This is a genomic window from Umezawaea sp. (assembly GCF_036375055.1).
Lineage (GTDB): Bacteria > Actinomycetota > Actinomycetes > Mycobacteriales > Pseudonocardiaceae > Umezawaea.
In genome coordinates, this window is record NZ_DASUSQ010000003.1 from 25,001 (window position 1) to 46,391 (window position 21,391).

Genomic DNA, 21,391 nt, shown 5'->3' on the forward strand with positions numbered 1-21,391 from the left:
GTGACGCACACCGTCACGAGGAGGAGCTTTGCCCACAACGATCGGACTCGGCCTCGCCGAGTTCCGCCACCGCCCCGGCCGCGCGCTGCTGCCCGGTGTCGCCCTGGTCGTCGGCGTGGCGTGCCTGACCGCCTCGCTGGTGCTGAGCGACGTGATCGTCGACTCCGCGGAAGCGGGCACCCCGGTCGTGCCCTCGGCGGTCACCCTCCAGGTCGGCGTGGTCCACGACCCCGACCTGGCCTTCGACGCCCAGCCGAAGCTCGACCAGGCCACCGCCGACCGGATCGCGGCCGTGCCCGGTGTGGAGCGCGTGGTGCCGGTGCGCCGGGTCGAGGTCGACCTGCTGCTGAACGACGGCCGCGCGGGCACCCGGCGCGCGAGCGGTGACGTCGAGGTGGACCGCGACGGGCTGCGGCGCGTCCCGATCGGCGAGGGGCGTTCCCCCGCCGCGGACGGTGAGATCGCCGTCGACAAGGTCACCGCGGCGAAGCACGACCTGCGGCCGGGATCGACCGTGCGGGTCGCCGACGCGCGGGGCAGGACGCTCGACGTGGTGGTCGGGGGGATCACCAAGCGCGGCGGGCTGGCCGACGAGGCGTCGGTCGTGGTCGGCGAGCAACTGGCGCTGAAGCTGGACGGGAAGCCGACCGTGACGGACCTCCAGGTCGTCGGCGGCGACCGGGCCGCCGTCGCGGCGGCCGTCGGGCCCGCGTTCCGGGTCTCGCAGGTGTACGACGAGGACCGGAGGGAGGGGAGCACCGGCGACAGCGGCTCGCTGGCCGCGATCCTGATCCTGTTCGCCATCCTCGCGCTCGCCACGGCGTCGTTCGTCGCCGCGGCCACCTTCCGCGCCGTGTACCTCCAGCGCCAGCGCCAGACCGCGCTGCTGCGCTGCCTCGGAGCGAACCGCAAGCCCCTCGTCGTGGCGAACCTGGTCGAGGCGCTGTTCACCGGCGCGGTGGCGGGCGTGCTCGGAGCGCTGGCCGGTGGGCCGGTGGCGGTGGGGCTGTCCAAGGTCTTCGACGCCACGGGCATCTCGGAGCTGTTCGGCACGGTCGCGCTGAACCCGTCCCCGCTGCCGCAGGGCCTCCACGTGGGCATCGGCGCGGCCGTGGCCGGGTTCCTCAGCGTGTTCGCCGCCCTCCGGCCGTCGCTGGCCGCGTCGCGGGTGTCGCCGCTGGCCGCGCTGCGCACGTCCGAGGGCGCCACCCCGGACAGGTCGGTGGCGCGCCGCCGCACGGTGTTCGGGATCCTCCTGGTGGTCGTGGCGGTGGCGATGGGGCTCATGGCCGTCGCGGCGCAGCGCTCGGTCGCGGCGATGTTCCTGGTGCTGTTCTCCGGGATCATCGGCGTCTTCGGGCTCTTCGGCGTGCTCGGACCGGTCGTCGTGCCGCGGCTCAGCATCCTGTTCGGCGGGATCGCCGCCAGGGTCGGCGGCGCGCACTGGAAGCTCGCGGCGGCCGAGGTGCGCCGGGAGCCGCAGCGGTCCGCGTCGGTCGCGATGCCGCTCGTGCTGGCCGCCGCGATGGTCACGTTCTTCGCCGTCACCGTGGGCACGGCCCGCGACATCGAGGCGTCGCTGTCGACCAGCCCCCGGCCGGACGTGGTCGTGTCCGACGTCGGCGAACGGCCGCTGCCGGGTGACGTGGCCGAGGTGACCGACCGCCCCGAGGTGGCGGGCAGGGCCGTGCTGCACAGCGCCGACGGCAAGCGCGCCGACGGTGATCCGTTCACGGCCGTGGGCGCGGACCCGACGCAGCTCGCGGCGTGGCTGAACGCGGAGAACAGCGGGGCCACCGGGGTCGCGGACCTCCGCGGGGGCACGGCGCTGGTCTCGGAGTGGTCGCTCGACTCGTGGAACACGGCGGTCGGGCAGCAGGTGGCGCTGGACGGCCTCGCCTCGGGACCGCGCACGGTCACCGTCGTGGGCACCATCCCCGGCGAGCTGATCGGCTACGCGAGCATCGTGGTCGCCGACCCCACCATCGGCCCCGCCACCAGCGTCGTCGTCGCGCTCAAGCCGGGCGCGGACGCGTCGGCCTACCAGGCCGCGGTGCGGGCGGCCCTGCCGGACGCGCCCACGGTCGAGGCGGAGACGGCCGTCGACGAGGCCGCGCGGAACCAGCGCTACCTGGACCTGGCCACCGTGATGCTGATGGTGCTGCTGGGCCTGTCCGTGGCCGTGGCGGTCACCGGGATCGGCACCACGCTCACCATCTCGGTGCAGGAGCGGCGCAAGGAACTGGCGCTGCGCCGGGCGCTCGGCGTCACCAAGGGCGGGCTCCAGGCCGGGATCGTGGCCGAGGCCGTGCTGCTGTCGCTGGTCGGTGTGCTCGGCGGCGGTGTGGTCGGGCTCGTCTACGCGCAGCTGACGATCACCGCGGCCGGGGTGTCCACCTTCCCCAGCGCGGACTGGCTCTCGCTGGCGCTCGGAGGGCTCGTGGTGGTGGCGCTCGCGGTGCTGTCGGCCTTCGGCCCGGCGCGCGGGGCGTCGAGGATCCGGCCGGCGGCCGGGCTCGCGTCGGGGTGATGTTCGACCGAATGCCCGTCGCCGCGCCCCACTTGTCCAGACCATTCTGGATCACGTGGACCGAGTGGTGGGGTTTGGCGGGCTGGTCGTCGCCGGAGTGGTCGCGCTCGCCGTGGTGCAGGTCGCCGCGGCGAGCGCGGACCCGGTGGGGGACAAGGGGCTCGTGCTGCTCACCGGCGACCGGGTGGTCGTCGGCGACGGCGGTGCGGTGAGCGCGGTGGAGCCGGGGCCGGGGCGGGAGGCGCTGGTGTTCTCCACCTACGAGAGAGCCGGGCACCGGTACGTGGTGCCGGAGGACGCGCTCGCGCCGATCCGCGGGGGACGGCTGGACGAGCGGATCTTCGACGTCACGGCCCTGCGGGACGCCGGGTACGGCACCGACGGGCGACCGGTGCCGCTCATCGTGAGCCACCCGCCGGGATCCCCGCGCACCGCGGACCTCGCGGCGATCGGGGCGAGCACGGTCGAGGCGGCGGCGGACGGGTCCGCGTGGCGGGAGCTGCTGGAGGGCGGCGCGCGGAAGGTGTGGCTGGACGGGAGGGTCACGGCGTCGCTCGACCGCAGCACCCGCCAGATCGGCGCGCCCGCCGCCTGGGAGGCCGGGCACACCGGCGAGGGCGTGGTGGTCGCGGTGCTGGACACCGGCGTCGACCAGACGCACCCGGACCTCGCGGGCCAGGAGGTCGCCGAGCGGAACTTCAGCACGGCCGCCGACACCGTCGACAGGTACGGCCACGGCACCCACGTCGCCGCCACCATCGCGAGCAGGGGCGCCGGGTACCGGGGCGTCGCGCCGGGGGCGCGGCTGCTCGACGGCAAGGTGCTCGACGACTCGGGCGGCGGGTCGGAGTCCGACGTGCTGCGGGGCATGCAGTGGGCCGCGGAACAGGGCGCGCGGGTGGTCAACATGAGCCTCGGCACCGCCGACTCGGACACCCTCGACCCGGTCGAGGACGCCGTGAACACCCTGTCCGCCCGGTACGGGACGCTGTTCGTCGTCGCGGCGGGCAACTCGGGGCCGGACGCCACGACGGTCGGCTCGCCGGGCAGCGCGGACGCCGCCCTCACCGTCGGCGCCGTCGACCGCGACGACGCGCCTGCACCCTTCTCCAGCCGCGGACCGAGGGTCGGCGACGGGGCGATCAAGCCCGACATCACCGCGCCGGGCGTCGGGATCGTCGCCGCGAAGGCCATCCACGGCCGGATCGGCACCCCCGTCGACCCCGGCCACGTGTCCGCGTCCGGCACGTCGATGGCCACCCCGCACGTCGCGGGCGCCGCGGCGGTCCTGGCCGGGCAGCACCCGGACTGGACCGGGGAGCGGCTCAAGTCGGCGCTCACCGCGTCCGCGAGGCCCACCCCCGGACTCACGCCGTTCGAGCAGGGCGCGGGCCGGGTGGACGTGGCCCGCGCGATCACCCAGGAGGTCGGCACCGTGCCGTCGTCGGTGTCGCTGGGCACGCACGTCCACCCGCACGACGACGACCAGCCGGTGACGAAGTCCATCTCCTACCGCAACTCCGGGACGGCGGACGTCGTGCTGGACCTCGCCGTGGAGGCCGCCGCGCCCGCGGGGATGTTCACCCTCACACCCGCGCGGCTCACCGTGCCCGCCGGGGGCGGGGCGACCGCGTCGGTCACCGGCTTCACCGGCGTGGACACCGCCGACGGCACCTACCACGGCGCCGTCGTCGCGACCGGCGGCGGCACGACCGCGCGCACGCCGATCGTGATCGTCCGCGAGGCCGAGAGCTACGACCTGACCCTGAACCACGTCCAGCGGCCGGGAGCGCCGTCGGGCAACTACAGCACCACCGTGCGCAACCTCGCGACCGGCGAGGAGGTCCGGCCCCACGAGCCGGACGGCAGCGTCACGGTCCGGCTGCCGAAGGGCCGCTACCTGGTCGACAGCACCGCGGGCGGGCCGACGTTCGACTGGCTCGTCCAGCCCTTCCTGGTGCTCGACCGGGACACCGCGGTGGAACTGGACTTCCGGACCGCCCAGCCGATCCGGATCACCGCCCCCGACCCCGTCGCGTTCGTGCGCGGCGCCGCCGTCTTCCACGACCACAGGCTCGGCACCGGGGCCGTGGTCGCCAAGGGCTCGCTGTCCGGCGGCGACGCGAGCCTGAACCGGATGCGCGTCGCGCACGTCGGTCCGCCCGCCCCGGCGGACGAGGCGTTCCGGACGCTGATCAGCACCCAGTGGGCCGGGGAGGGCGACGACTTCTACGGCCTCGCCTACCACGGGACCGGCACGTGGCCGACCGGGTTCACCCGCGCGCCCGCCAAGGCCGACTTGGCGCACGTGCGGGCCGAGGTCGCGTCGGGCAGGCGCCTGGTGAAGCCGTACCCGAGGACCGGCGCCGCGGTGGCCGACCACGGGCTCGCGCTGCCCGTGTCCGGGCCGCGCGACGAGTACCTGAGCACGGAGAGCAGCGCCTGGCGGATCGACGGCCGCGACCTCGCCGAGGACGGCTCCACCACGGCGTTCGAGTGGCGCGGGCCGGTCAGGGAGCACCGGCCCGGTCGGACCTCCGTGCAGCGCCCCGGCGGCGGGGTGCTCGGCCCGGCGTTCCCGCCGACCCGCGACGCGGGGCGCTGGGTGAGCCGGACCGGTGACGTGCTGCACGTCGACGTGCCGCTGTTCGGCGACCGGGAGGGCAACGCGGGCTTCTCGGCCGTGGACCCCCGCACCACGGTCGTCCACCGCGACGGCCGCGAGGTCGCCAAGACCTCCGGCACGGGGGCCGCCGACCTCACCCTGCCCGCCGAGCCGGGGACCTACCGGCTCAGCACGTCGGCGACCCACGCGGGCTCCGCGGTGTCGGCGGCCTGGACGTTCCGCTCGGGCCGCACCGACCGCACCACCCCGCTGCCGCTGTCGGCCGTGCGGTTCGACCCCGACCCGGCCGACGCGGTGGCCGGGAGGACGGTGACCGTGCCGGTGTCGGTGACCTCGCAGACCGGCGTCGCGCCGAGGTCGCTGACCGTGCGGGTGTCCTACGACAGCGGGAGGACCTGGCGGCCCGCGCCGCTGCTGGGCCGCGCGCTGGTCGTGCTGCACCACCCCCGGACCGCGACGTCGGTGTCCCTGCGGGCCACGGCGGTCGACCGGGACGGCGGCACCGTCGAGCAGACGATCCTCGACGCCTACCGGCTGGGCTGACGGCTACGCGGGGCCGGGACCGCCCGGCCCCGCGTACAGCCAGTCCAGCTCGGAGTGGTCGTCGTCGGCCCGCAGCGCGAACATCCGGTCGCGCACGGCGGTCAGCAGCGGGTCGGCGGTGTGCCACAGCTCGCCCCACGGCCGCGCGGAGGTCTGGCACCGCACCGCCTTGGGCAGGCGGGCGCGCTGGAACGCCTCCAGGTCGCCGCTCGGCAGCACCCGGCCCAGCTCGACGGCGTCCTCCAGGGCCTGGCAGGCGCCCTGGCCGAGGTACTGGAGCATCGGGTGGGCCGCGTCGCCCAGCAGCGCGAGCCGCCCGGTGACCCACGTGTCCAGCGGCTCGCGGTCGTACATCGCCCAGAACCGGTCGCGGCCCACCCGCGCCACCGCGTCCCGCACCGGCTCGCACGTCCCGGCGAACGCCGCGTCCAGCTCGTCCACCCCGCCCCACCCGGCCTCACCCGCGTGGAAGCGGGGACTGCGGAACACCGCGACCTGGTTGACCAGCGCACCCGCCCGGACGGGGTACCGCACCAGGTGCACGCCGGGCCCGATCCACAGCACCACGTCGTCGCCCGCGTCCTCGCCGCGCGGGGCCGTGCCGCGGTAGGCGGCGTACCCGCCGCACACCGGCTCGTCGTCGCTCAGGTGCCGCCGCAGCCCCGAACGGAGCCCGTCGGCGGCGAGCAGCGTGCGGGTCCGGTAGGTGGTGCCGTCGGCGCACGTGACGTCCGCGCCGTCGGACCGGACCCGCGACGACACGACCTCCCGACCGGCTTCGAGGGTGATCCCGTCGGCGGCCCGGCAGTGCGCGAGCAGCACGTCGAGCAGGTCGCCCCGGTGCATGACCAGGTACGGGTAGCCGTACCGGTCGCGGAAGGCCCGACCCAGGTCGAGCCGGGTCAGCAGCCGTCCGCTCACCGCGTCGCGCAGCACGCCCGCGCCCGGTCGCACGGCCAGCGGGAGGACGTCGTCCAGCACGCCCAGCGCGTCCAGCGCGCGGCTCGCGTTCGGGCCCAGCTGGAGCCCGGCGCCGATCTCGCCGAACTCGGGGGACTGCTCCAGCACGTGCGCGGGCAGGCCGCGGCGGGCGGCGGCCAGGGCCGTCGCGAGTCCGCCGATCCCCCCGCCGACGATGAGCAGCGGCACCTCGACAGGGCTCAACGCGGGTCCTTCCGTCCGTGGCGAACGCAGACTATTGGCAACGCCGTATAGCCCCGAGCAGGGGCGGACGCCGTAGGCTGGGCCCATGAGGCGGATCATGGGAACCGAAGTCGAGTACGGCATCTCGGTGCCGGGGGATGCGACGGCGAACCCGGTGCTGACCTCGACACAAGTGGTGCTGGCCTACGCGGCGGCCGCCGACATCCCGCGCGCCCGCCGGGCCCGCTGGGACTACGAGGTGGAATCACCGCTGCGCGACGCGCGCGGGTTCGACCTCGGCGTGCCGGGCAACCACCCGATCGACACCGACGTCGAGGACCTCGGCGCGGCCAACGTCATCCTCACCAACGGCGCCAGGCTCTACGTCGACCACGCGCACCCCGAGTACTCCGCGCCCGAGGTCACGAACGCCCGCGACGCCGTGATCTGGGACAAGGCGGGTGAGCGGATCATGGAGCAGGCGGCGATCAAGGCCGCCAGCGTCCCCGGCCAGCCCCGGCTCCAGCTCTACAAGAACAACGTCGACGGCAAGGGCGCCAGCTACGGCACCCACGAGAACTACCTGATGTCCCGCAGCACGCCGTTCACCGCGGTGATCGCCGGGCTCACCCCCTTCTTCGCGTCGCGGCAGGTCATCACCGGCTCCGGCCGCGTCGGCATCGGCCCGACCGGCGACGACGAGGGCTTCCAGCTCTCGCAGCGGTCGGACTACATCGAGGTCGAGGTCGGCCTGGAGACCACGCTCAAGCGCGGCATCATCAACACCCGCGACGAGCCCCACGCCGACGCGGACAAGTACCGCAGGCTGCACGTCATCATCGGCGACGCGAACCTCGCCGAGTACTCCACGTTCCTCAAGGTCGGCACCACCTCGGTCGTGCTGGACATGATCGAGGCGGGCAGGCGCTTCGACGACCTGCGGCTGCTCGACCCGGTCCGCGCGGTGCACCAGATCAGCCACGACCCGACCCTCAAGGTCAAGGTCGAGCTGACCGGCGGACGCAAGATGACCGGCCTGGAGCTCCAGTACGCCTACCACGAGCGCGCGGTGAGGTTCGTCGAGGAGGACACGGCGGGCGACCACGCCGCCGACCGCGACGTGCTGCGCGTCTGGGGCGAGGTGCTCGACGCGCTGTCCCGCGACCCGCAGGAGTGCGCGGACCGCCTCGACTGGGTGGCGAAGCTGCGGCTGCTGGAGGGCTACCGGTCCCGCGACAACCTGGCCTGGGGCGCGCCCCGGCTCAAGCTGGTCGACCTCCAGTACTCCGACGTGCGGCTGGACAAGGGCCTGTACAACCGGCTGGTCGCGCGCGGCTCGATGAAGCGCCTGGTCAGCGAGGACGAGGTGCTCGCGGCCGTGAAGTCGCCGCCGGAGGACACCCGCGCGTACTTCCGCGGCCGGTGCCTGGAGCGCTACCCCCAGTCGGTCGCCGCCGCGTCGTGGGACTCGGTGATCTTCGACCTCGGTCGGGAATCACTCGTCCGGATTCCCACCCTTGAGCCCCTTCGGGGCACGAAAGCCCACGTCGGAGCCCTCCTGGAGGCCGCGGAGACGGCCGAGCAGCTGGTGGACGCCCTGACGAGGGGCTGATCATCGAACCCGTGTGGCAGGCACTGATTGTCGGTCCTGCTGGGTAATGTTGTCGGTGGGCCCGGTCAGCCGGGTTCACCGCCGACGGAGTTGGCGGTAGCTGACAGTCGGCCTGGCCGACGCGGGAGGCTGAGATGGCACAGGAACAGGTTCAGCGCCAAGGCGGCGGTGACGGGGACGACGGCGACGGCGCGGCCGCCGCCGGTCAGGAACGACGCGAGAAGCTCGGCGAGGACGTCGACGCGATCCTGGACGAGATCGACGACGTCCTGGAGGAGAACGCCGAAGACTTCGTGCGGGCCTACGTGCAAAAGGGCGGCGAGTAGCGGCACCGGCCGCCAACCAGCCGACTCGGGGACAGGAGACGAAGCCACACATGGAAAACAGCTCGTCCGGGCGGTACCCGTCCGCGTCGTTGCCCCCGGCGTACCTGACGCCGGGGTCATCGTCGTTCACCGACTTCCTGCGCGCCCAAGCGCCCGAGTTGCTGCCGTCGGGGCGGAAGCTGCCCGAGGGCAGCCACGTCCAGGCCCCGCACGGGACGACGATCGTCGCCGTCACCTTCAAGGGCGGCGTGCTGATCGCGGGCGACCGGCGGGCGACCATGGGCAACGTGATCGCCCAGCGCGACATGAAGAAGGTGTTCGTCACCGACGACTACTCCGCCGTCGGCATCGCGGGCACCGCGGGCATCGCGATCGAGATCGTGCGCCTCTTCGCGGTCGAGCTCCGCCACTACGAGAAGATCGAGGGCGTCTCGCTCTCGCTCGACGGCAAGGCCAACCGCCTGTCCGCGATGATCCGGGGCAACCTGGACGCCGCGATGGCGGGCCTCGCCGTCGTGCCCCTGTTCGCGGGCTTCGACACCGAGGCCGCCGACCCCGAGCGCGCGGGCCGGATCGTGTCCTACGACGTCACCGGCGGCCGCTACGAGGAGACCCAGGGCTACCAGGCCGTCGGCTCCGGCTCGCTGTTCGCCAAGTCGTCGCTGAAGAAGCTCTACGACCCGGACGCGGACGCCGACGGCGCCGCGCGCGCCGCCGTCGAGGCGCTCTACGACGCGGCGGACGACGACACGGCCACCGGCGGACCGGACACCGTGCGGCGCATCTACCCGGTGATCGTCACGATCACCGCGGCCGAGGGCGCCGTCCCGCTGTCCGACGAGCGGACGGCCGCGGTCGCCGAGGCCGTCGTCGAAGGCCGCAGGGTCTAGCCGTGCCCACCACCATCCGTCGAGGTCAGGAGCCGCGCCAGTGACGATGCCGTTGTACGCCTCCCCCGAGCAGATCCTGCGCGACCGCTCGGAGTACGCCAGGAAGGGTATTGCGCGGGGCCGCAGCGTCGTCGTGCTCAGGTACGCCGACGGGATCCTGTTCGTCGCCGAGAACCCGTCGAGCACGCTGCACAAGGTCTCCGAGATCTACGACCGCATCGGCTTCGCCGCCGTCGGCCGGTACAGCGAGTTCGAGAACCTCCGCCAGGCGGGCATCCGGTTCGCCGACATCCGCGGGTACCAGAACGACCCGCGCGACGTGACCGGCCGCTCCCTGGCCAACGTGTACGCGCAGACGCTCGGCTCGATCTTCACCGAGCAGATCAAGCCCCTGGAGGTCGAGATCTGCGTCGCGGAGGTCGGCCACCTGCCCGAGCAGGACACGATGTACCGGCTCACCTACGACGGCTCGATCGTCGACGAGCCGCAGTACGTCGTGATGGGCGGCCAGGCCGAGGCCACGACCACCGCGCTGAAGGACCTCTTCAGCGACGGTCTGGCACTGGCGGACGCCGTCGGTGTGGCGGTGCGCGGCCTCAGCGCCGGGTCCACGTCCACCGGCAACGGCAAGCCCGACCTGCTGGACCGGGGGAAGCTCGAAGTGGCGGTCCTGGAACGGGACCGGCCGCGCCGGGCGTTCCGCCGGATCGTCGGGGCGGCGCTGGACGCGATGCTGCCGGGCGAGGAGCCCGAGGAGCCCGTCTCCGAGGCGCCCACGTCCGACAAGGGCGGGCCCGCCAAGCCCACCAAGGACGTGAACCTGCCGCCGAACGACGACAAGGCGTAGTCCTTCCAGGGCGAGCGGGGCATCTCCGGGTCGGAGGTGCCCCGCTCCGCCGCGCGGACCGTCCTGCTAGGACACCGAGGCCAGCACCTTGTCGAACGCGCGGGTGAGCGTCACGGCCGTGCCCGCGGTGGCGTTGACGAAGTAGACCTCCACGGTCCGGTCACCCGCGGCGATGTCGCCCTCGACGGTGTTCCCGCCACGGGTGCAGGTCTTGGCGCCGGTGACGGTCGAGTCGGCGAGGGTGCCACCGCCGTCCGCGCAACCGCTCTCGAACCCGGCCCGCACCACCGCCGCGTCGGCGCCGGTGACGGTGTCGACCCGCAGGACCAGCGGGTCGCCCGCCTCCTGCGGGGTGGCCGCGGAGGTGTAGACGCAGGTCAGTGCCTTCACCTCGGGCCGGGTCTCCAGTTCGTGGTCCTCGCGCACGTCGGCCAGGTCGAAGACCAGACCGGTCGCCGTGGACAGGTCCGACGCGTCCAGCGGGCAGCGGGGACCGGCCGTGGCCGACACCTCGGTGGCCGTGGCGCTGGTCGCCGCCGTGGGCGTCCCGGACGTGGAGCACGCCGCGGTGGCCAGGCAGAGGGCGGCCGCGATCAGCAGAGGGCCCGTGGTGCGTCGCATCGTTCTCCTCATGTCCGTGGTGGACGGGAGCATCGTCCTCGGGGATCCGTCCGGGCCGCACCGTGACGCGATCGTGTCCGCGCGGTAAGGGCGTTGCGGCGCCTCCGCCGCCTCGTCCACGATGGTCCGGTGGTCGTGGTGCGCGAACTGGGGACCGAGGACTGGGCCGACTGGCGGGAACTCCGCCTGGCGGCGCTGCGCGACGCTCCCGAGGCCTTCGGCGCGACGCTCGCCGACTGGCAGGGCGAGGGCGACTCGGAGCGGCGCTGGCGCGCCCGCCTCGACAGCGGCCACAACGTGCTCGCGCACCTGGACGGCGTCCCCGCGGGCATGGTGAGCGGGATGCCGCGCGGGCACCGGGTCGTGCTGGCCTCGATGTGGGTCGCCCCGTTCGCCCGAGGCCGCGGGGTCGGTGACGCGCTGGTGGCGGCGGTGGTCGAGCGGGCGGAGGGCACGGTGTTCCTGGACGTCGTGAGGACCAACACGGTCGCCGCGGCGCTGTACCGCAGGCACGGCTTCGTCGACGACGGACCGGGCGACGGCGACCTGCGCCGGATGGTCCGCCACCCGTCCCGCTCCCGGCTCGCGCCGCGCGCCCACCCCTGACGCTGGACCACGCCACCCGGCGCCGACCGGAGGACCGCCCGCACCCGGTTGCGAGCCGATCAGTCCGCGGTGGACTGATCGGCTCAGCTCGTTGTGCCCCAGGGGTTTCACCGCCCGGCGGGGAACCGGCACTCCCAGTCCTGCCCGACCACGTCCCGGCCGAACAGCCGCTGGGGCCGCTCGGCCACCAGCGCGAACCCCTGCCGCTGGTAGATCCGCCGGGCCTGGTCGAGCCCCTCGACGGTCCACAGCACCATCCGCCGGTAGCCCGACCGCCGGGCGAAGCGCACGCACTCGTCCACCAGCCGCGCGCCGATGCCCAGGCCGCGCGCGGACGGCTCCACCAGCAGCAGCCGCAGCTTCGCCGTCTCGTCGTCCTCCCGCACGCACAGCACCGAGCCGACCGGTTCGCCGTCGACCTCCGCGATCCAGGCCGCCTCGCGCTCCGGGTCGTGACCGCCGCCGAAGTCCGCCACGACACCCGCGACGAGCGCCTCGAACGTCGTGTCGAACCCGCACTCCTCGGAGTAGCGGGCGCCGTGCCGCTGCACGATCCACCCGAGGTCGCCGGGGCGCGGGGGCCGCAGCGCGTAGGCGGGCGGGGGAGCGTCGCCCAGCGTGCGGCGGATCGTCGTCATGGCGGTGACCAGCCTGCGCCGGTCCGACTCCGGCACCTCCGCCAGCAGCGCGGCGACCTCGTTCGACGACCGCTCGTCCAGCGCCGCGAACACCGCGCGGCCGTGCTCGGTCGGCCGGACCAGTTGGCGGCGGCCGTCGGTGGGCGACGGCTCGCGCACGGCGAGCCCGTCGGCCTCGAAGCGGTTCAGGATCCGGCTGAGGTACCCGGCGTCCAGGCCGAGGTCGCCGCGCAGGGCGGCGACCTCGCACCGGTCGCGGTGGGCCAGCTCGAACAGGACCCTGACCTCCGTCGCCGAGTACGGCGAGTCCAGGTACCGGTCCAGCAGACCGATCACGCGGGTGTAGAAGCGGGTGAACGCGCGCACGTCGGCGACCGTCATCGTTGACCACCTCAACAAAGTCGTTGACCAGGTCAACCATAGCGCCGGGTGCGCGTCCGTCACACCGGTTCGTCGACGCCGCGCACCGCGTTGCGCACCACGGCGGGCAGCCGCAGCCGCTCGTCGCGGCACAGCGCGCGCAGCTCGGCGGCACGGGCGTCCGGGTCGAGCGTCAACTCGGCCAGCCGGTCGAACAGCGCGAGCGCGTCCTCGCCGATCTCGTCCTCAGGCTCCGGCATCGCGCCCCAGGTGTCCCACGGCAGCACTTCCACGCCCAGCAGCGCCGTCGCGTCCCGCACCAGGTTCGCCGCGATCCACCACAGCCCGGACTCGCCGAGCACCGAGAGCCCGAACAGCGCCGGATCCGCCTCACCCGCCCGGCAGCGCCGCCACGCCTCGCCCGCGACCAGGAAGCGGTCGCGGGGCACGTCGGTGACGTCGAAGTCGATCGGGAACAGCGCCCGCTGCACGTCGTCGACCTGGCCGTCCACGAGGACCCAGCGGTCGCCGTTCCAGTGCTCGGCGACCCAGTGGTCCTCGAAGGTGCCGCCGCCGAAGTACCCGCCGAACCCGCACCGGGCCCGCGCGGGCACGTCCAGGGCGCGCAGCGCGGTCACCAGCAGCACGGTGAAGTGCCTGCAGTTACCGGGAACGCGGTCCTTCGGCTCCCTGGACTCGGTCAGCGGTCGCCCGTCCCGCTCGGTGATCCGCCCCAGCAGGTCCTCGACGCGCCGCAGGTGCACCGTGGCGCGGTCCTCCTCCGACAGCACCACGTCGTAGGACGGCGCGAGGTGCTCGTGGATCAGCAGGCCGTGGCCGACGGCCGCGAGTCCCGCGACGTCGTGCGGCAGCCGGGCCAACAGCCCCGCGTGCGCACCGGCCGACGTCATCGGGCCGGGGCGGGTGCAGTCGGTCACGAGCGCACCTCGCGCGCCCGCTTCACGTAGTCCACCAGGTCGGAGCCCTCGGGCCAGCCGAGCTGCCGGTCGACCGCCCCCTTCGACCCCTCGTACGCGGCGTCCGCCGCCGCCACGATCGCCGGGTCGCCGCCGTGGAACGCCGACCCGATCTCGTCCCAGCGGCCGGTCAGCTCCTGCACGCGCGGGTCGTCGACCGGCACGCCGTCCTCCTGGAGCTGCCGAATCCGCTGCGCGAGGCCGAACCACTCCAGCTTCATCGACTCGATCGCCTCGGGCCCCAGCGCGGCCCTGCGCCCGGCCATCAGCTCCTGCTGCTCGCGGGTGTAGTGCTCGTCCAACATCGAGATCATCTCCAGAGTCGTCGTCAACTGCTCCGGATCGGGCGTCCCCGAGGTGTCGAGCCTGCTCAGCAGCCCGCTGATCCGCGTGCGCAGCCGCGCGACGCGGGTGGCCCGCTCGTCCAGGTGCGCCAGCTGGCCCACCAGCACCGCACGCAGCGCCGACACGTCGTCGACGGGCCGGGCGAGCACGCTCCCGATCTCCTCCAGCGACAACCCGAGCCCGCGCAACGCGCACACCCGGTACAGCCGCCGCAGGTCGCCCTCGGTGTAGCGGCGGTGGCCCGCCCCGGTCCGCTCGCTCGCCGGCACCAACCCGATCTCGTCGTAGTGGTGCAGCGCGCGCACGGTCAGGCCGGTGGCGCGGGCCAGCTCACCCACGCCCCACCGCCGCTCGACACCCTCGTCCCCGGTCATGACGACGACGCTACGAACCTCACACGACGTGAGGTCAAGCCCTCAGGGCCGGTAGATCGCGAGCGCGGCCGGGTGGGAGCGGAAGCGGAACCTGTCGCCCGTCGGACCCACCTCGCCGTCGGTCGCGATGGCCACGTCGGAGCCGAACACGCGGACGTCGAGCGTGCGCGTCTCCATGTGCCGGTAGGTGCGGCTGCGGTGCAGCGAGCCGAGCACCGCGCCGATGAAGAACCTGGTCCGCGAGTAGCGGGCGTCCGCGCGGATGTACCGGACGTCCATCAGGCCCGCGTCGAGCTTCGGGCGGGTGGTGGGGGCGAAGCCCTTCGGCAGGTACGGGCCGTTGCCGACGAACAGCATCCACACGCGGTGCGGCTCGCCGTTCAGCTCCATGTTCAGCGGCTGCGACGAGCGCAGGACCTTGAACATGGCGATGCCCGCGGCGGGCCACTTGCCCCAGCGCTTCTCCAGCTTCTCCCGCAGCCGCACCATGTCCGGGTACCCGCCGAGGCTCGCGGTGTTGACGAACCAGATGCGGTCGCCGCCGTCGACCTCCACCGCGGCCAGGTCGACGCGCACGCCGTCGCCCGCGCGGACGGCCGTCTCCGCGTCGGCGAGGCCCTCGACGCCGACGTCGCGGGCGAAGTGGTTGAGCGTGCCCGCGGGCACCAGGACCAGCGGCAGCTCGTTCTCGGCCGCGACGGCGGCGACCGCCGCGACGGACCCGTCGCCGCCCGCGACGCCGAGCGCGGCGGGGTGGTGGTCGTCGATCACGGTGTCGAGCTGGTCGATCGGGATGACGGTCGCCTTCGGCCAGGCCTGCTGGATCTGCTCGGACGGGTCGGCCGTGGTGGGGCCGGAGCCGGGGTTGACGACCACCACGAGGCCCTCGCCGTCGACCAGTTCGTCCAGCGTCGTGTGCTCGTACGCCGACGCGGGCTCCTCGCGGCCCAGCGGCCACCAGCGCTTGGTCAGCAGACCCGTGCCGACGCCGATCGCCGCGCCCGCCGCCACGTCCGACGGCCAGTGCACGCCGGTGTGGACCCGCGAGTACGCCACGGCCGCGGCGATCGGGGCGATCACCGCCGCCGCCCTCGGCGAGTCCATCGCGATGGCCGTGGTGAACGCCGCCGCCGACGCCGCGTGACCCGACGGGAACGACGACGACGTGGGCCGCTTGGTCAGCCTGCGCGCCATCGGCACCAGGTCGGCGGCGGGCCTGCGGCGGGGGAACAGGGTCTTGCCGACCGCGTTCGCGCTGAAGCTGGCGCCCGCGATGGCCACCACGCCACGCAGCGCCGCCTTCCGGGTTATTCCTTTCCTCGTGGCCAGCACCGCCGCGATCACGAACCACAGCACCCCGTGGTTGGCCGTCTTCGTCAGCCTCTTCAATCCCGCATCAGCCGAGGTCAGAGGCAGGTTCGCGCTCCGACGCACCAGCTTCTGGTCGATCAGCCCGACCCGCATACCCGACTTGCGCACTCGTCTCAGCACACCGCGACGTTAGCCCGAATCGGGCACGCCGCCCGTTTGGATCACTGATGGTGGAGCGTTTTGCGCCTACTGTTGAGGGATGCAGCGGCGGATCTTCGGCATTGAGACTGAGTTCGGGGTGACCTGCACCTTCCACGGGCAGCGCAGGTTGTCCCCGGATGAGGTCGCGCGGTATCTGTTCCGCCGGGTCGTGTCGTGGGGGCGTTCCTCGAACGTGTTCCTGCGCAACGGCTCCCGGCTGTACCTCGACGTGGGCTCCCACCCGGAGTACGCGACGGCCGAGTGCGACGACCTGGCCCAGCTCGTCACCCACGACAAGGCGGGGGAGCGGATCCTCGAAGACCTGCTCGTCGACGCCGAACGCAGGCTCGCCGACGAGGGCATCGGCGGGGACATCTTCCTGTTCAAGAACAACACCGACTCCGCGGGCAACTCCTACGGCTGCCACGAGAACTACCTGGTCGCCCGCGCGGGGGAGTTCTCCCGCATCGCGGACGTCCTGCTGCCGTTCCTGGTGACCCGCCAGCTCATCTGCGGAGCGGGGAAGGTCCTCCAGACCCCCCGCGGCGCGGTGTTCTGCCTCTCGCAGCGCGCCGAGCACATCTGGGAGGGCGTCTCCAGCGCCACGACCCGGTCCCGCCCGATCATCAACACCCGCGACGAGCCGCACGCCGACGCCGAGCGCTACCGCAGGCTCCACGTGATCGTCGGCGACTCCAACATGTCCGAGGTGACGACGCTGCTCAAGGTGGGCAGCGCGAACCTCGTGCTGGAGATGATCGAGCAGGGGGTGCAGTTCCGGGACTTCTCCCTGGACAACCCGATAAGGGCCATCCGCGAGATCAGCCACGACCTCACCGGCCGTCGCACCGTCCGGCTCGCGGGCGGCAAGGAGGCGTCGGCGCTGGACATCCAGCGCGAGTACTACGAGCGGGCCGTCGAACACGTCGCCAAGCGCTCCCCGGACCCGATGGCCGAGCGCGTGCTCGAACTGTGGGGCCGGACGCTCGACGCGATCGAGGCCGAGGACCTGTCCAAGATCGACCGCGAGATCGACTGGGCCATCAAGCACCGGCTGATGCAGCGCTACCAGCTCAAGCACGACATGGACCTGTCCAACCCGCGCATCGCGCAGATCGACCTGGCCTACCACGACATCCGCCGCGGCCGGGGCATCTTCGACCTGCTCCAGCGCAAGGGCCAGGTCGAGCGGGTCACCGACGACGGCGAGATCGAGGCCGCCAAGGACACCCCGCCGCAGACGACGAGGGCGAAGCTGCGCGGCGACTTCATCGCCGCCGCCCAGGCCGCCGGTCGCGACTTCACCGTCGACTGGGTGCACCTGAAGCTGAACGACCAGGCGCAGCGCACCGTGCTGTGCAAGGACCCGTTCCGGGCGGTCGACGAACGCGTCGAACGGCTGATCGCCTCCCTGTAGTCCCGCTCCACCACGAGGGGATCCCCACTTCGGTGGGGATCCCCTCGTGGCACGCGGTGGGGCAGCACGGCCGCAACCGGGAGGGGCGGGCACGCGGGTGTCGGGTGCGGTGGTCGCGGTCGTGCAGGCGTCGGCGGTCCCGGCGGTGGCCTCGACCGCCGACGGCCCCTCGTGGGTGCCCACGCCGACCGGGACGGACGCGCAGCTCCGCGGTCGCGCGGGTCAGCGGCAGCCGGGGGACCGTGCCGCCGGCGGTCGACGGCGGCGCCACCTGGACGTCGGTCGGGCCGCCGGACACCGCCGCCCTGGAGTTTCGCGACGTCGAGGCCTTCGACGCGCGGTTCGCCACCGGCGGCGGGGCCTCGGCGCGGGTGCTGCGCTCCTCGGACGGCGGGGGTGGTCGGGCGGCCTCGCCGTGAACGGGCCGTTCATCGGGGTTCCCGGTGGGGACGGGGGTCGTCCGGTCGTCCGACGGGGTTAGGGTTGGCGCCGTGTCCACCACCCGTGCCGAACGGCTCGTCAACCTGGTCTTGTGCCTGCTGTCGACCCGCCAGTTCCTGAGCGCCGAGCGGATCCGGGGCATCGTGCCCGGGTACGCCGACGCGCTCAGCGACGAGGCGTTCTACCGGATGTTCGAGCGGGACAAGACGGAGCTGCGCGACCTCGGCGTGCCGCTGGAGGTCGGGCGCACCGGGTCGTTCGAGACGACGGACGGGTACCGGATCGCGCGGCGCGACTACGAGCTCGGCGACATCGACCTGGAGCCGGACGAGGCCGCCGCCGTGGCGCTCGCCGCGCGGCTCTGGGACTCGCCGCAGTTCACCGGGGCCGCGCACGGGGCGCTGATCAAGCTGCGCGCGGCGGGCGTGGACGTCGACCAGGACGTGCGGGCCGCCGTGGAGCCGAAGGTGCGCACGAGCGAGCCCGCGTTCCCGTCGCTGCTGGCGGCCGTGCAGGCGGGCCAGGTCGTGGAGTTCGACTACCGGCGGCTGCCCGCCACCGACGTGTCGACGCGGACGATCGAGCCGTGGGGCGTGGTGGCGCGGCGCGGGCGCTGGTACCTGGTGGGGCACGACCGCGACCGCGACGCGGCGCGCTGCTTCCGGCTGTCGCGGGTGGTCGGCGACGTGCGCACGGTCGGCAAGCCCGGCGTGGTGGAGCGGCCCGTCGACGTCGACCTGCTGAGCTTCGTCGCGACGACCCAGAACGACCCGCAGCCCGCCTCCCCGACCCGCCTGTGGGTGGCCAAGGGCCGGGCGCAGGGGCTGCGGCGGCGGGCTGACGTCGTCGGCGAGCAGCTCGTGGACGGCAGGCCGGGTGACCTGGTGGAGATCGAACTCCGGTTCCCCGACTCGGCGGCCCGGTGGATCGCGGGCTTCGGGCCGGACGTGCTGGTGCTCGAACCCGAGGTGCTGGCCAAGGCGGTGCGGGAACGGCTGCTGGGCGCGCTGCGCTCGCAGCGCGGTGCGGAGGTGGGGTCGTGAGCGCGTCGTCCGAGCGGGTGCCGCGCCTGCTGGCGCTGGTGCCGTACCTGCTGGCCAGGCCGGGCATCCCGCTGCGCGAGGTCGCCGAGGACTTCGAGGTGCCGGAGAAGCAGCTCCGCAAGGACCTCGAACTGCTGTGGATGTGCGGGCTGCCGGGCTACGGGCCCGGCGACCTGATCGACCTGTCGTTCGAGGGCGACACGGTCACCGTCGGCTTCGACGCGGGCATGAGCCGCCCGCTGCGGCTGACCGCGGCCGAGGCGACGTCGCTGCTGGTGGCCCTGCGCGCGCTCAGCGACACGCCGGGGATGCTGGACGCCGAGGCGGTCCAGCGGGCCGTCGCGAAGATCGAGGCCGCCGTCGGCCAGGCGCAGCCCGCGGGCGTGACCGTCGGGCTCGCGATCCGCGAGGCGCCGGAGACCGCGCAGGTCAGGGACTCGCTCCAGGACGGCGTCCGCCGGGAGCGGGCACTGCGGCTGCGGTACTACACGCCGTCGCGCGACGAGATCACCGACCGGGTCGTCGACCCGCTGCGGATGCTGCTCGTGGAGGGCTACAGCTACCTGGAGGCCTGGTGCAGGCAGGCCGACGGCGTGCGGCTGTTCCGGCTCGACCGGATCGACGAGGTCGAGGTGCTGGACGAGCGCGCGGCCCCGCCGCCGCACGTGCGGCTGACCGACACCTCGGAGGGGCTGTTCCAGCCCGACCCGTCGCAGCGCATCGCCGTGCTGGTGCTCGAACCGGACGCCCGGTGGGTCAGCGAGTACTACCCGGTCGAGGACGTGATCGAACTCGGCCGCGGCCGGGCGCGGGTGATGATGCGCTACACCGACCTGTCGTGGATGGTCAGGCTGACCCTCGGGCTCGGCGGGGACGTGCGCGTCGAGCACCCCGCCGAACTGGCCGACGAGGTCGTCCGCCAGGCGACCGAGGCACTGCGCAAGGTGGAGCACCTGCCGGCCACCTGAGACCAGTACGGTGAGGGGGTGCCGTACTTGCCGAGCCTCGTGCTCGTGGTCGTAGGAGTGGTCGCGCTCGTCGCGGTCGTGATCCGGGTGGTCGGTTCCCTTCGTGACTTCACGAAGGTCAGCTCGCGAGTGAGTGACAATGTTGGCGACGGTGTGGGGTTGCTGAAGGCGCGGTCGGCCGCGCTCGGGGTGGCCTTCGCCGAACGGCGCAAGCACCAGCCCCGCGTACGATCGACGGACCGGGGGAGACAGGAGGACCACCGTGGGTAACCTCGGAGCTACAGAGCTGATCATCATCGCTGTGGTGATCATCCTGCTGTTCGGCGCGAAGAAGCTGCCCGACATGGCGCGCTCGCTCGGCAAGTCGGCGAAGATCCTCAAGGCGGAGACCAAGGGTCTGCGCGAGGACGACGACCAGCAGCAGCAGGCGCCGCAGCAGCAGTACGCGCAGCAGCCGCCGGTTCAGCAGCTGCCGCCCGCGCAGCCGCCCGTCGCGCAGCCGCCCGTCGCCCAGCCCACCGTGCAACCGGTTGTGCAGCAGCAGCCCGTTGACCAGAAGAACACCAACAACTGAGCTGAAGGACGGACCAGACGGTGGGCGCAAGTCCCGTCCGGTGGCTGGTGCAGCTCCGGGACCGCAGGAAGAACTCCGGCCGTCGGGGCAATCCCGACGGCACCATGTCCCTCAAGGACCACCTGTACGACCTCCGGAGCCGACTGGCCTGGGGGCTGCTGTTCATCGCCATCGGCGCCGTCTTCGGCTTCATCTGGTGGGGGTGGCGGATCTTCGGGCTGCCGAGCCTCGGTGACGTCGTCATCAGCCCGTACTGCGGGATCCCGTTGCAGGACCGGCTGCACCAGGGCTCCGACAGCTGCCAGCTCCTCCAGACCGAGCCCTTCGAAGCCTTCATGATCCAGTTGAAGGTCGGTGCGGCTGCGGGCATGGCGCTGACCGCGCCGCTGTGGCTCCACCAGGTCTGGAAGTTCATCGCGCCGGGCCTGTACTCGAAGGAGCGCAAGTTCGCGCTGACCTTCGTGTTCGTGGCGTCGCTGCTGTTCATCCTGGGCGCGGTGCTGGCGTTCTACGTCGTGCCGCAGGGCTTGAGCGTCCTGGTCGGGTTCGGCGACAACAAGTTCCTGACCGCGCTGTCGGGTGGCGCGTACATCAACTTCGTCCTGGCCCTGCTGCTGATCTTCGGGGTGAGCTTCGAACTGCCCCTGGTCGTGGTGATGCTCAACCAGGTCGGCATCGTGAGCTACGAGAAGCTGAGCAAGTGGCGTCGGGGCATCATCTTCGGCCTGTTCATCTTCGCCGCCATCGCCACACCGGGGACGGACCCGATCTCGATGGTGGCACTGGCGGTGGCGTTGACGCTGCTGTTCGAACTCGCGATCCAGATAGCCCGCGTGCACGACCGGCGGGCGGCGAAGAAGCTGGCGGCCGAGGGCCTGGCCGAGTTGGACGACAACGAGCCCGCGCCGTTCGACTACACGCCCACCTCGATCGAGGAGGAGCCGGTTCCGCCGCCCAAGGCGGAGGCGAGGCGCGTCGACTACGACGACGCGACCTGA

The 21,391-nt window shown here is 73.3% G+C and carries 20 protein-coding genes; 14 read left to right on the plus strand and 6 right to left on the minus strand.

Annotated features, from left to right (window positions below):
* Positions 1-28 precede the first annotated feature (28 nt).
* Entirely contained in the window at positions 29-2,530 is a 2,502-nt protein-coding gene (locus VFZ92_RS00710; RefSeq protein WP_330873658.1) for an FtsX-like permease family protein, read from the plus strand.
* A 55-nt stretch (positions 2,531-2,585) separates the two neighbouring features.
* Positions 2,586-5,699 carry a S8 family serine peptidase gene (locus tag VFZ92_RS00715; RefSeq protein WP_330873659.1) on the plus strand — a complete coding sequence of 1,038 codons (3,114 nt, stop codon included), beginning with the start codon at positions 2,586-2,588 and terminating at the stop codon, positions 5,697-5,699.
* Positions 5,700-5,702: 3 nt separating this feature from the next.
* Here VFZ92_RS00715 and VFZ92_RS00720 read toward each other — a convergent pair whose 3' ends face one another.
* Positions 5,703-6,863 (minus strand): FAD-dependent monooxygenase, encoded by a 1,161-nt coding sequence (locus VFZ92_RS00720; RefSeq protein WP_330873660.1) that lies wholly within the window; start codon positions 6,861-6,863, stop codon positions 5,703-5,705.
* Positions 6,864-6,948: 85 nt separating this feature from the next.
* Between VFZ92_RS00720 and dop the strand changes: the two genes are divergently transcribed.
* The 4 genes from dop (at position 6,949) to prcA (ending at position 10,517) form a co-directional block, all read left to right on the plus strand.
* Positions 6,949-8,454 (plus strand): depupylase/deamidase Dop, encoded by a 1,506-nt coding sequence (gene dop / locus VFZ92_RS00725; protein ID WP_330873661.1) that lies wholly within the window; start codon positions 6,949-6,951, stop codon positions 8,452-8,454.
* Positions 8,455-8,588: 134 nt separating this feature from the next.
* A complete protein-coding gene (locus tag VFZ92_RS00730; protein ID WP_330873662.1) occupies positions 8,589-8,780 on the plus strand; it encodes a ubiquitin-like protein Pup in 192 nt (63 codons plus the stop codon).
* 50 nt (positions 8,781-8,830) lie between these two features.
* Complete coding sequence (prcB, locus tag VFZ92_RS00735) at positions 8,831-9,670, plus strand: proteasome subunit beta (protein ID WP_330873663.1); 840 nt, start codon at positions 8,831-8,833, stop codon at positions 9,668-9,670.
* Positions 9,671-9,710: 40 nt separating this feature from the next.
* The gene (prcA, locus tag VFZ92_RS00740; RefSeq protein ID WP_330873664.1) at positions 9,711-10,517 is read left to right on the plus strand and encodes a proteasome subunit alpha; all 807 of its coding nucleotides are present in this window, start codon (positions 9,711-9,713) and stop codon (positions 10,515-10,517) included.
* 66 nt (positions 10,518-10,583) lie between these two features.
* Here prcA and VFZ92_RS00745 read toward each other — a convergent pair whose 3' ends face one another.
* Complete coding sequence (locus tag VFZ92_RS00745) at positions 10,584-11,138, minus strand: hypothetical protein (RefSeq protein ID WP_330873665.1); 555 nt, start codon at positions 11,136-11,138, stop codon at positions 10,584-10,586.
* A gap of 129 nt (positions 11,139-11,267) precedes the next feature.
* On the opposite strand from VFZ92_RS00745, the gene VFZ92_RS00750 reads away from it, so the two are divergent.
* Positions 11,268-11,744: a GNAT family N-acetyltransferase gene (locus VFZ92_RS00750; protein WP_330873666.1), complete on the plus strand. Its 477-nt coding sequence runs from the start codon at positions 11,268-11,270 to the stop codon at positions 11,742-11,744.
* A gap of 107 nt (positions 11,745-11,851) precedes the next feature.
* Here the strand turns inward: VFZ92_RS00750 and VFZ92_RS00755 are convergent, their stop codons facing one another.
* From VFZ92_RS00755 to VFZ92_RS00770, 4 genes are read right to left on the minus strand one after another with little or no spacing between them, the layout of a single operon-like run.
* Positions 11,852-12,763: a helix-turn-helix domain-containing GNAT family N-acetyltransferase gene (locus VFZ92_RS00755; RefSeq protein ID WP_330873667.1), complete on the minus strand. Its 912-nt coding sequence runs from the start codon at positions 12,761-12,763 to the stop codon at positions 11,852-11,854.
* A gap of 59 nt (positions 12,764-12,822) precedes the next feature.
* Entirely contained in the window at positions 12,823-13,680 is an 858-nt protein-coding gene (locus VFZ92_RS00760) for a transglutaminase domain-containing protein (RefSeq protein WP_330873668.1), read from the minus strand.
* Positions 13,677-14,438, minus strand: a complete 762-nt coding sequence (locus tag VFZ92_RS00765; RefSeq protein WP_330873669.1) for a MerR family transcriptional regulator — start codon at positions 14,436-14,438, stop codon at positions 13,677-13,679. The genes VFZ92_RS00760 and VFZ92_RS00765 overlap by 4 nt, the downstream gene beginning before the upstream one ends.
* A gap of 42 nt (positions 14,439-14,480) precedes the next feature.
* Positions 14,481-15,929 carry a bifunctional phosphatase PAP2/diacylglycerol kinase family protein gene (locus VFZ92_RS00770; protein WP_330873670.1) on the minus strand — a complete coding sequence of 483 codons (1,449 nt, stop codon included), beginning with the start codon at positions 15,927-15,929 and terminating at the stop codon, positions 14,481-14,483.
* A 79-nt stretch (positions 15,930-16,008) separates the two neighbouring features.
* Here VFZ92_RS00770 and pafA point away from each other — a divergent pair, with 79 nt between their 5' ends.
* The 7 genes from pafA (at position 16,009) to tatC (ending at position 21,391) form a co-directional block, all read left to right on the plus strand.
* Positions 16,009-17,367, plus strand: coding sequence for a Pup--protein ligase (gene pafA / locus VFZ92_RS00775; protein WP_259629963.1), 1,359 nt, complete (start codon positions 16,009-16,011; stop codon positions 17,365-17,367).
* Positions 17,368-17,609: 242 nt separating this feature from the next.
* A complete protein-coding gene (locus tag VFZ92_RS00780; RefSeq protein ID WP_330873671.1) occupies positions 17,610-17,786 on the plus strand; it encodes a hypothetical protein in 177 nt (58 codons plus the stop codon).
* A gap of 72 nt (positions 17,787-17,858) precedes the next feature.
* A complete protein-coding gene (locus VFZ92_RS00785) occupies positions 17,859-18,851 on the plus strand; it encodes a helix-turn-helix transcriptional regulator (protein ID WP_330873672.1) in 993 nt (330 codons plus the stop codon).
* Entirely contained in the window at positions 18,848-19,819 is a 972-nt protein-coding gene (locus tag VFZ92_RS00790) for a YafY family protein (RefSeq protein ID WP_330873673.1), read from the plus strand. Before VFZ92_RS00785 ends, VFZ92_RS00790 begins: the two co-directional genes overlap by 4 nt.
* An 18-nt stretch (positions 19,820-19,837) precedes the next feature.
* A complete protein-coding gene (locus VFZ92_RS00795) occupies positions 19,838-20,089 on the plus strand; it encodes a bacteriophage holin (RefSeq protein ID WP_330873674.1) in 252 nt (83 codons plus the stop codon).
* Positions 20,082-20,393 carry a Sec-independent protein translocase subunit TatA gene (gene tatA / locus VFZ92_RS00800; protein ID WP_330873675.1) on the plus strand — a complete coding sequence of 104 codons (312 nt, stop codon included), beginning with the start codon at positions 20,082-20,084 and terminating at the stop codon, positions 20,391-20,393. The genes VFZ92_RS00795 and tatA overlap by 8 nt, the downstream gene beginning before the upstream one ends.
* Before the next feature lie 20 nt (positions 20,394-20,413).
* Positions 20,414-21,391 carry a twin-arginine translocase subunit TatC gene (gene tatC / locus VFZ92_RS00805; RefSeq protein ID WP_414719773.1) on the plus strand — a complete coding sequence of 326 codons (978 nt, stop codon included), beginning with the start codon at positions 20,414-20,416 and terminating at the stop codon, positions 21,389-21,391.

What these genes read in the sequence shown, in the direction of transcription:
- pafA (WP_259629963.1), top strand. Translation starts at nt 16,009, where the DNA reads ATGCAGCGGCGGATCTTCGGCATTGAGACTGAGTTCGGGGTGACCTGC.
- prcB (WP_330873663.1), top strand. Translation starts at nt 8,831, where the DNA reads ATGGAAAACAGCTCGTCCGGGCGGTACCCGTCCGCGTCGTTGCCCCCG.
- dop (WP_330873661.1), top strand. Translation starts at nt 6,949, where the DNA reads ATGAGGCGGATCATGGGAACCGAAGTCGAGTACGGCATCTCGGTGCCG.
- VFZ92_RS00765 (WP_330873669.1), bottom strand. Translation starts at nt 14,438, where the DNA reads ATGACCGGGGACGAGGGTGTCGAGCGGCGGTGGGGCGTGGGTGAGCTG.
- VFZ92_RS00745 (WP_330873665.1), bottom strand. Translation starts at nt 11,138, where the DNA reads ATGCGACGCACCACGGGCCCTCTGCTGATCGCGGCCGCCCTCTGCCTG.
- VFZ92_RS00730 (WP_330873662.1), top strand. Translation starts at nt 8,589, where the DNA reads ATGGCACAGGAACAGGTTCAGCGCCAAGGCGGCGGTGACGGGGACGAC.
- VFZ92_RS00755 (WP_330873667.1), bottom strand. Translation starts at nt 12,763, where the DNA reads ATGACGGTCGCCGACGTGCGCGCGTTCACCCGCTTCTACACCCGCGTG.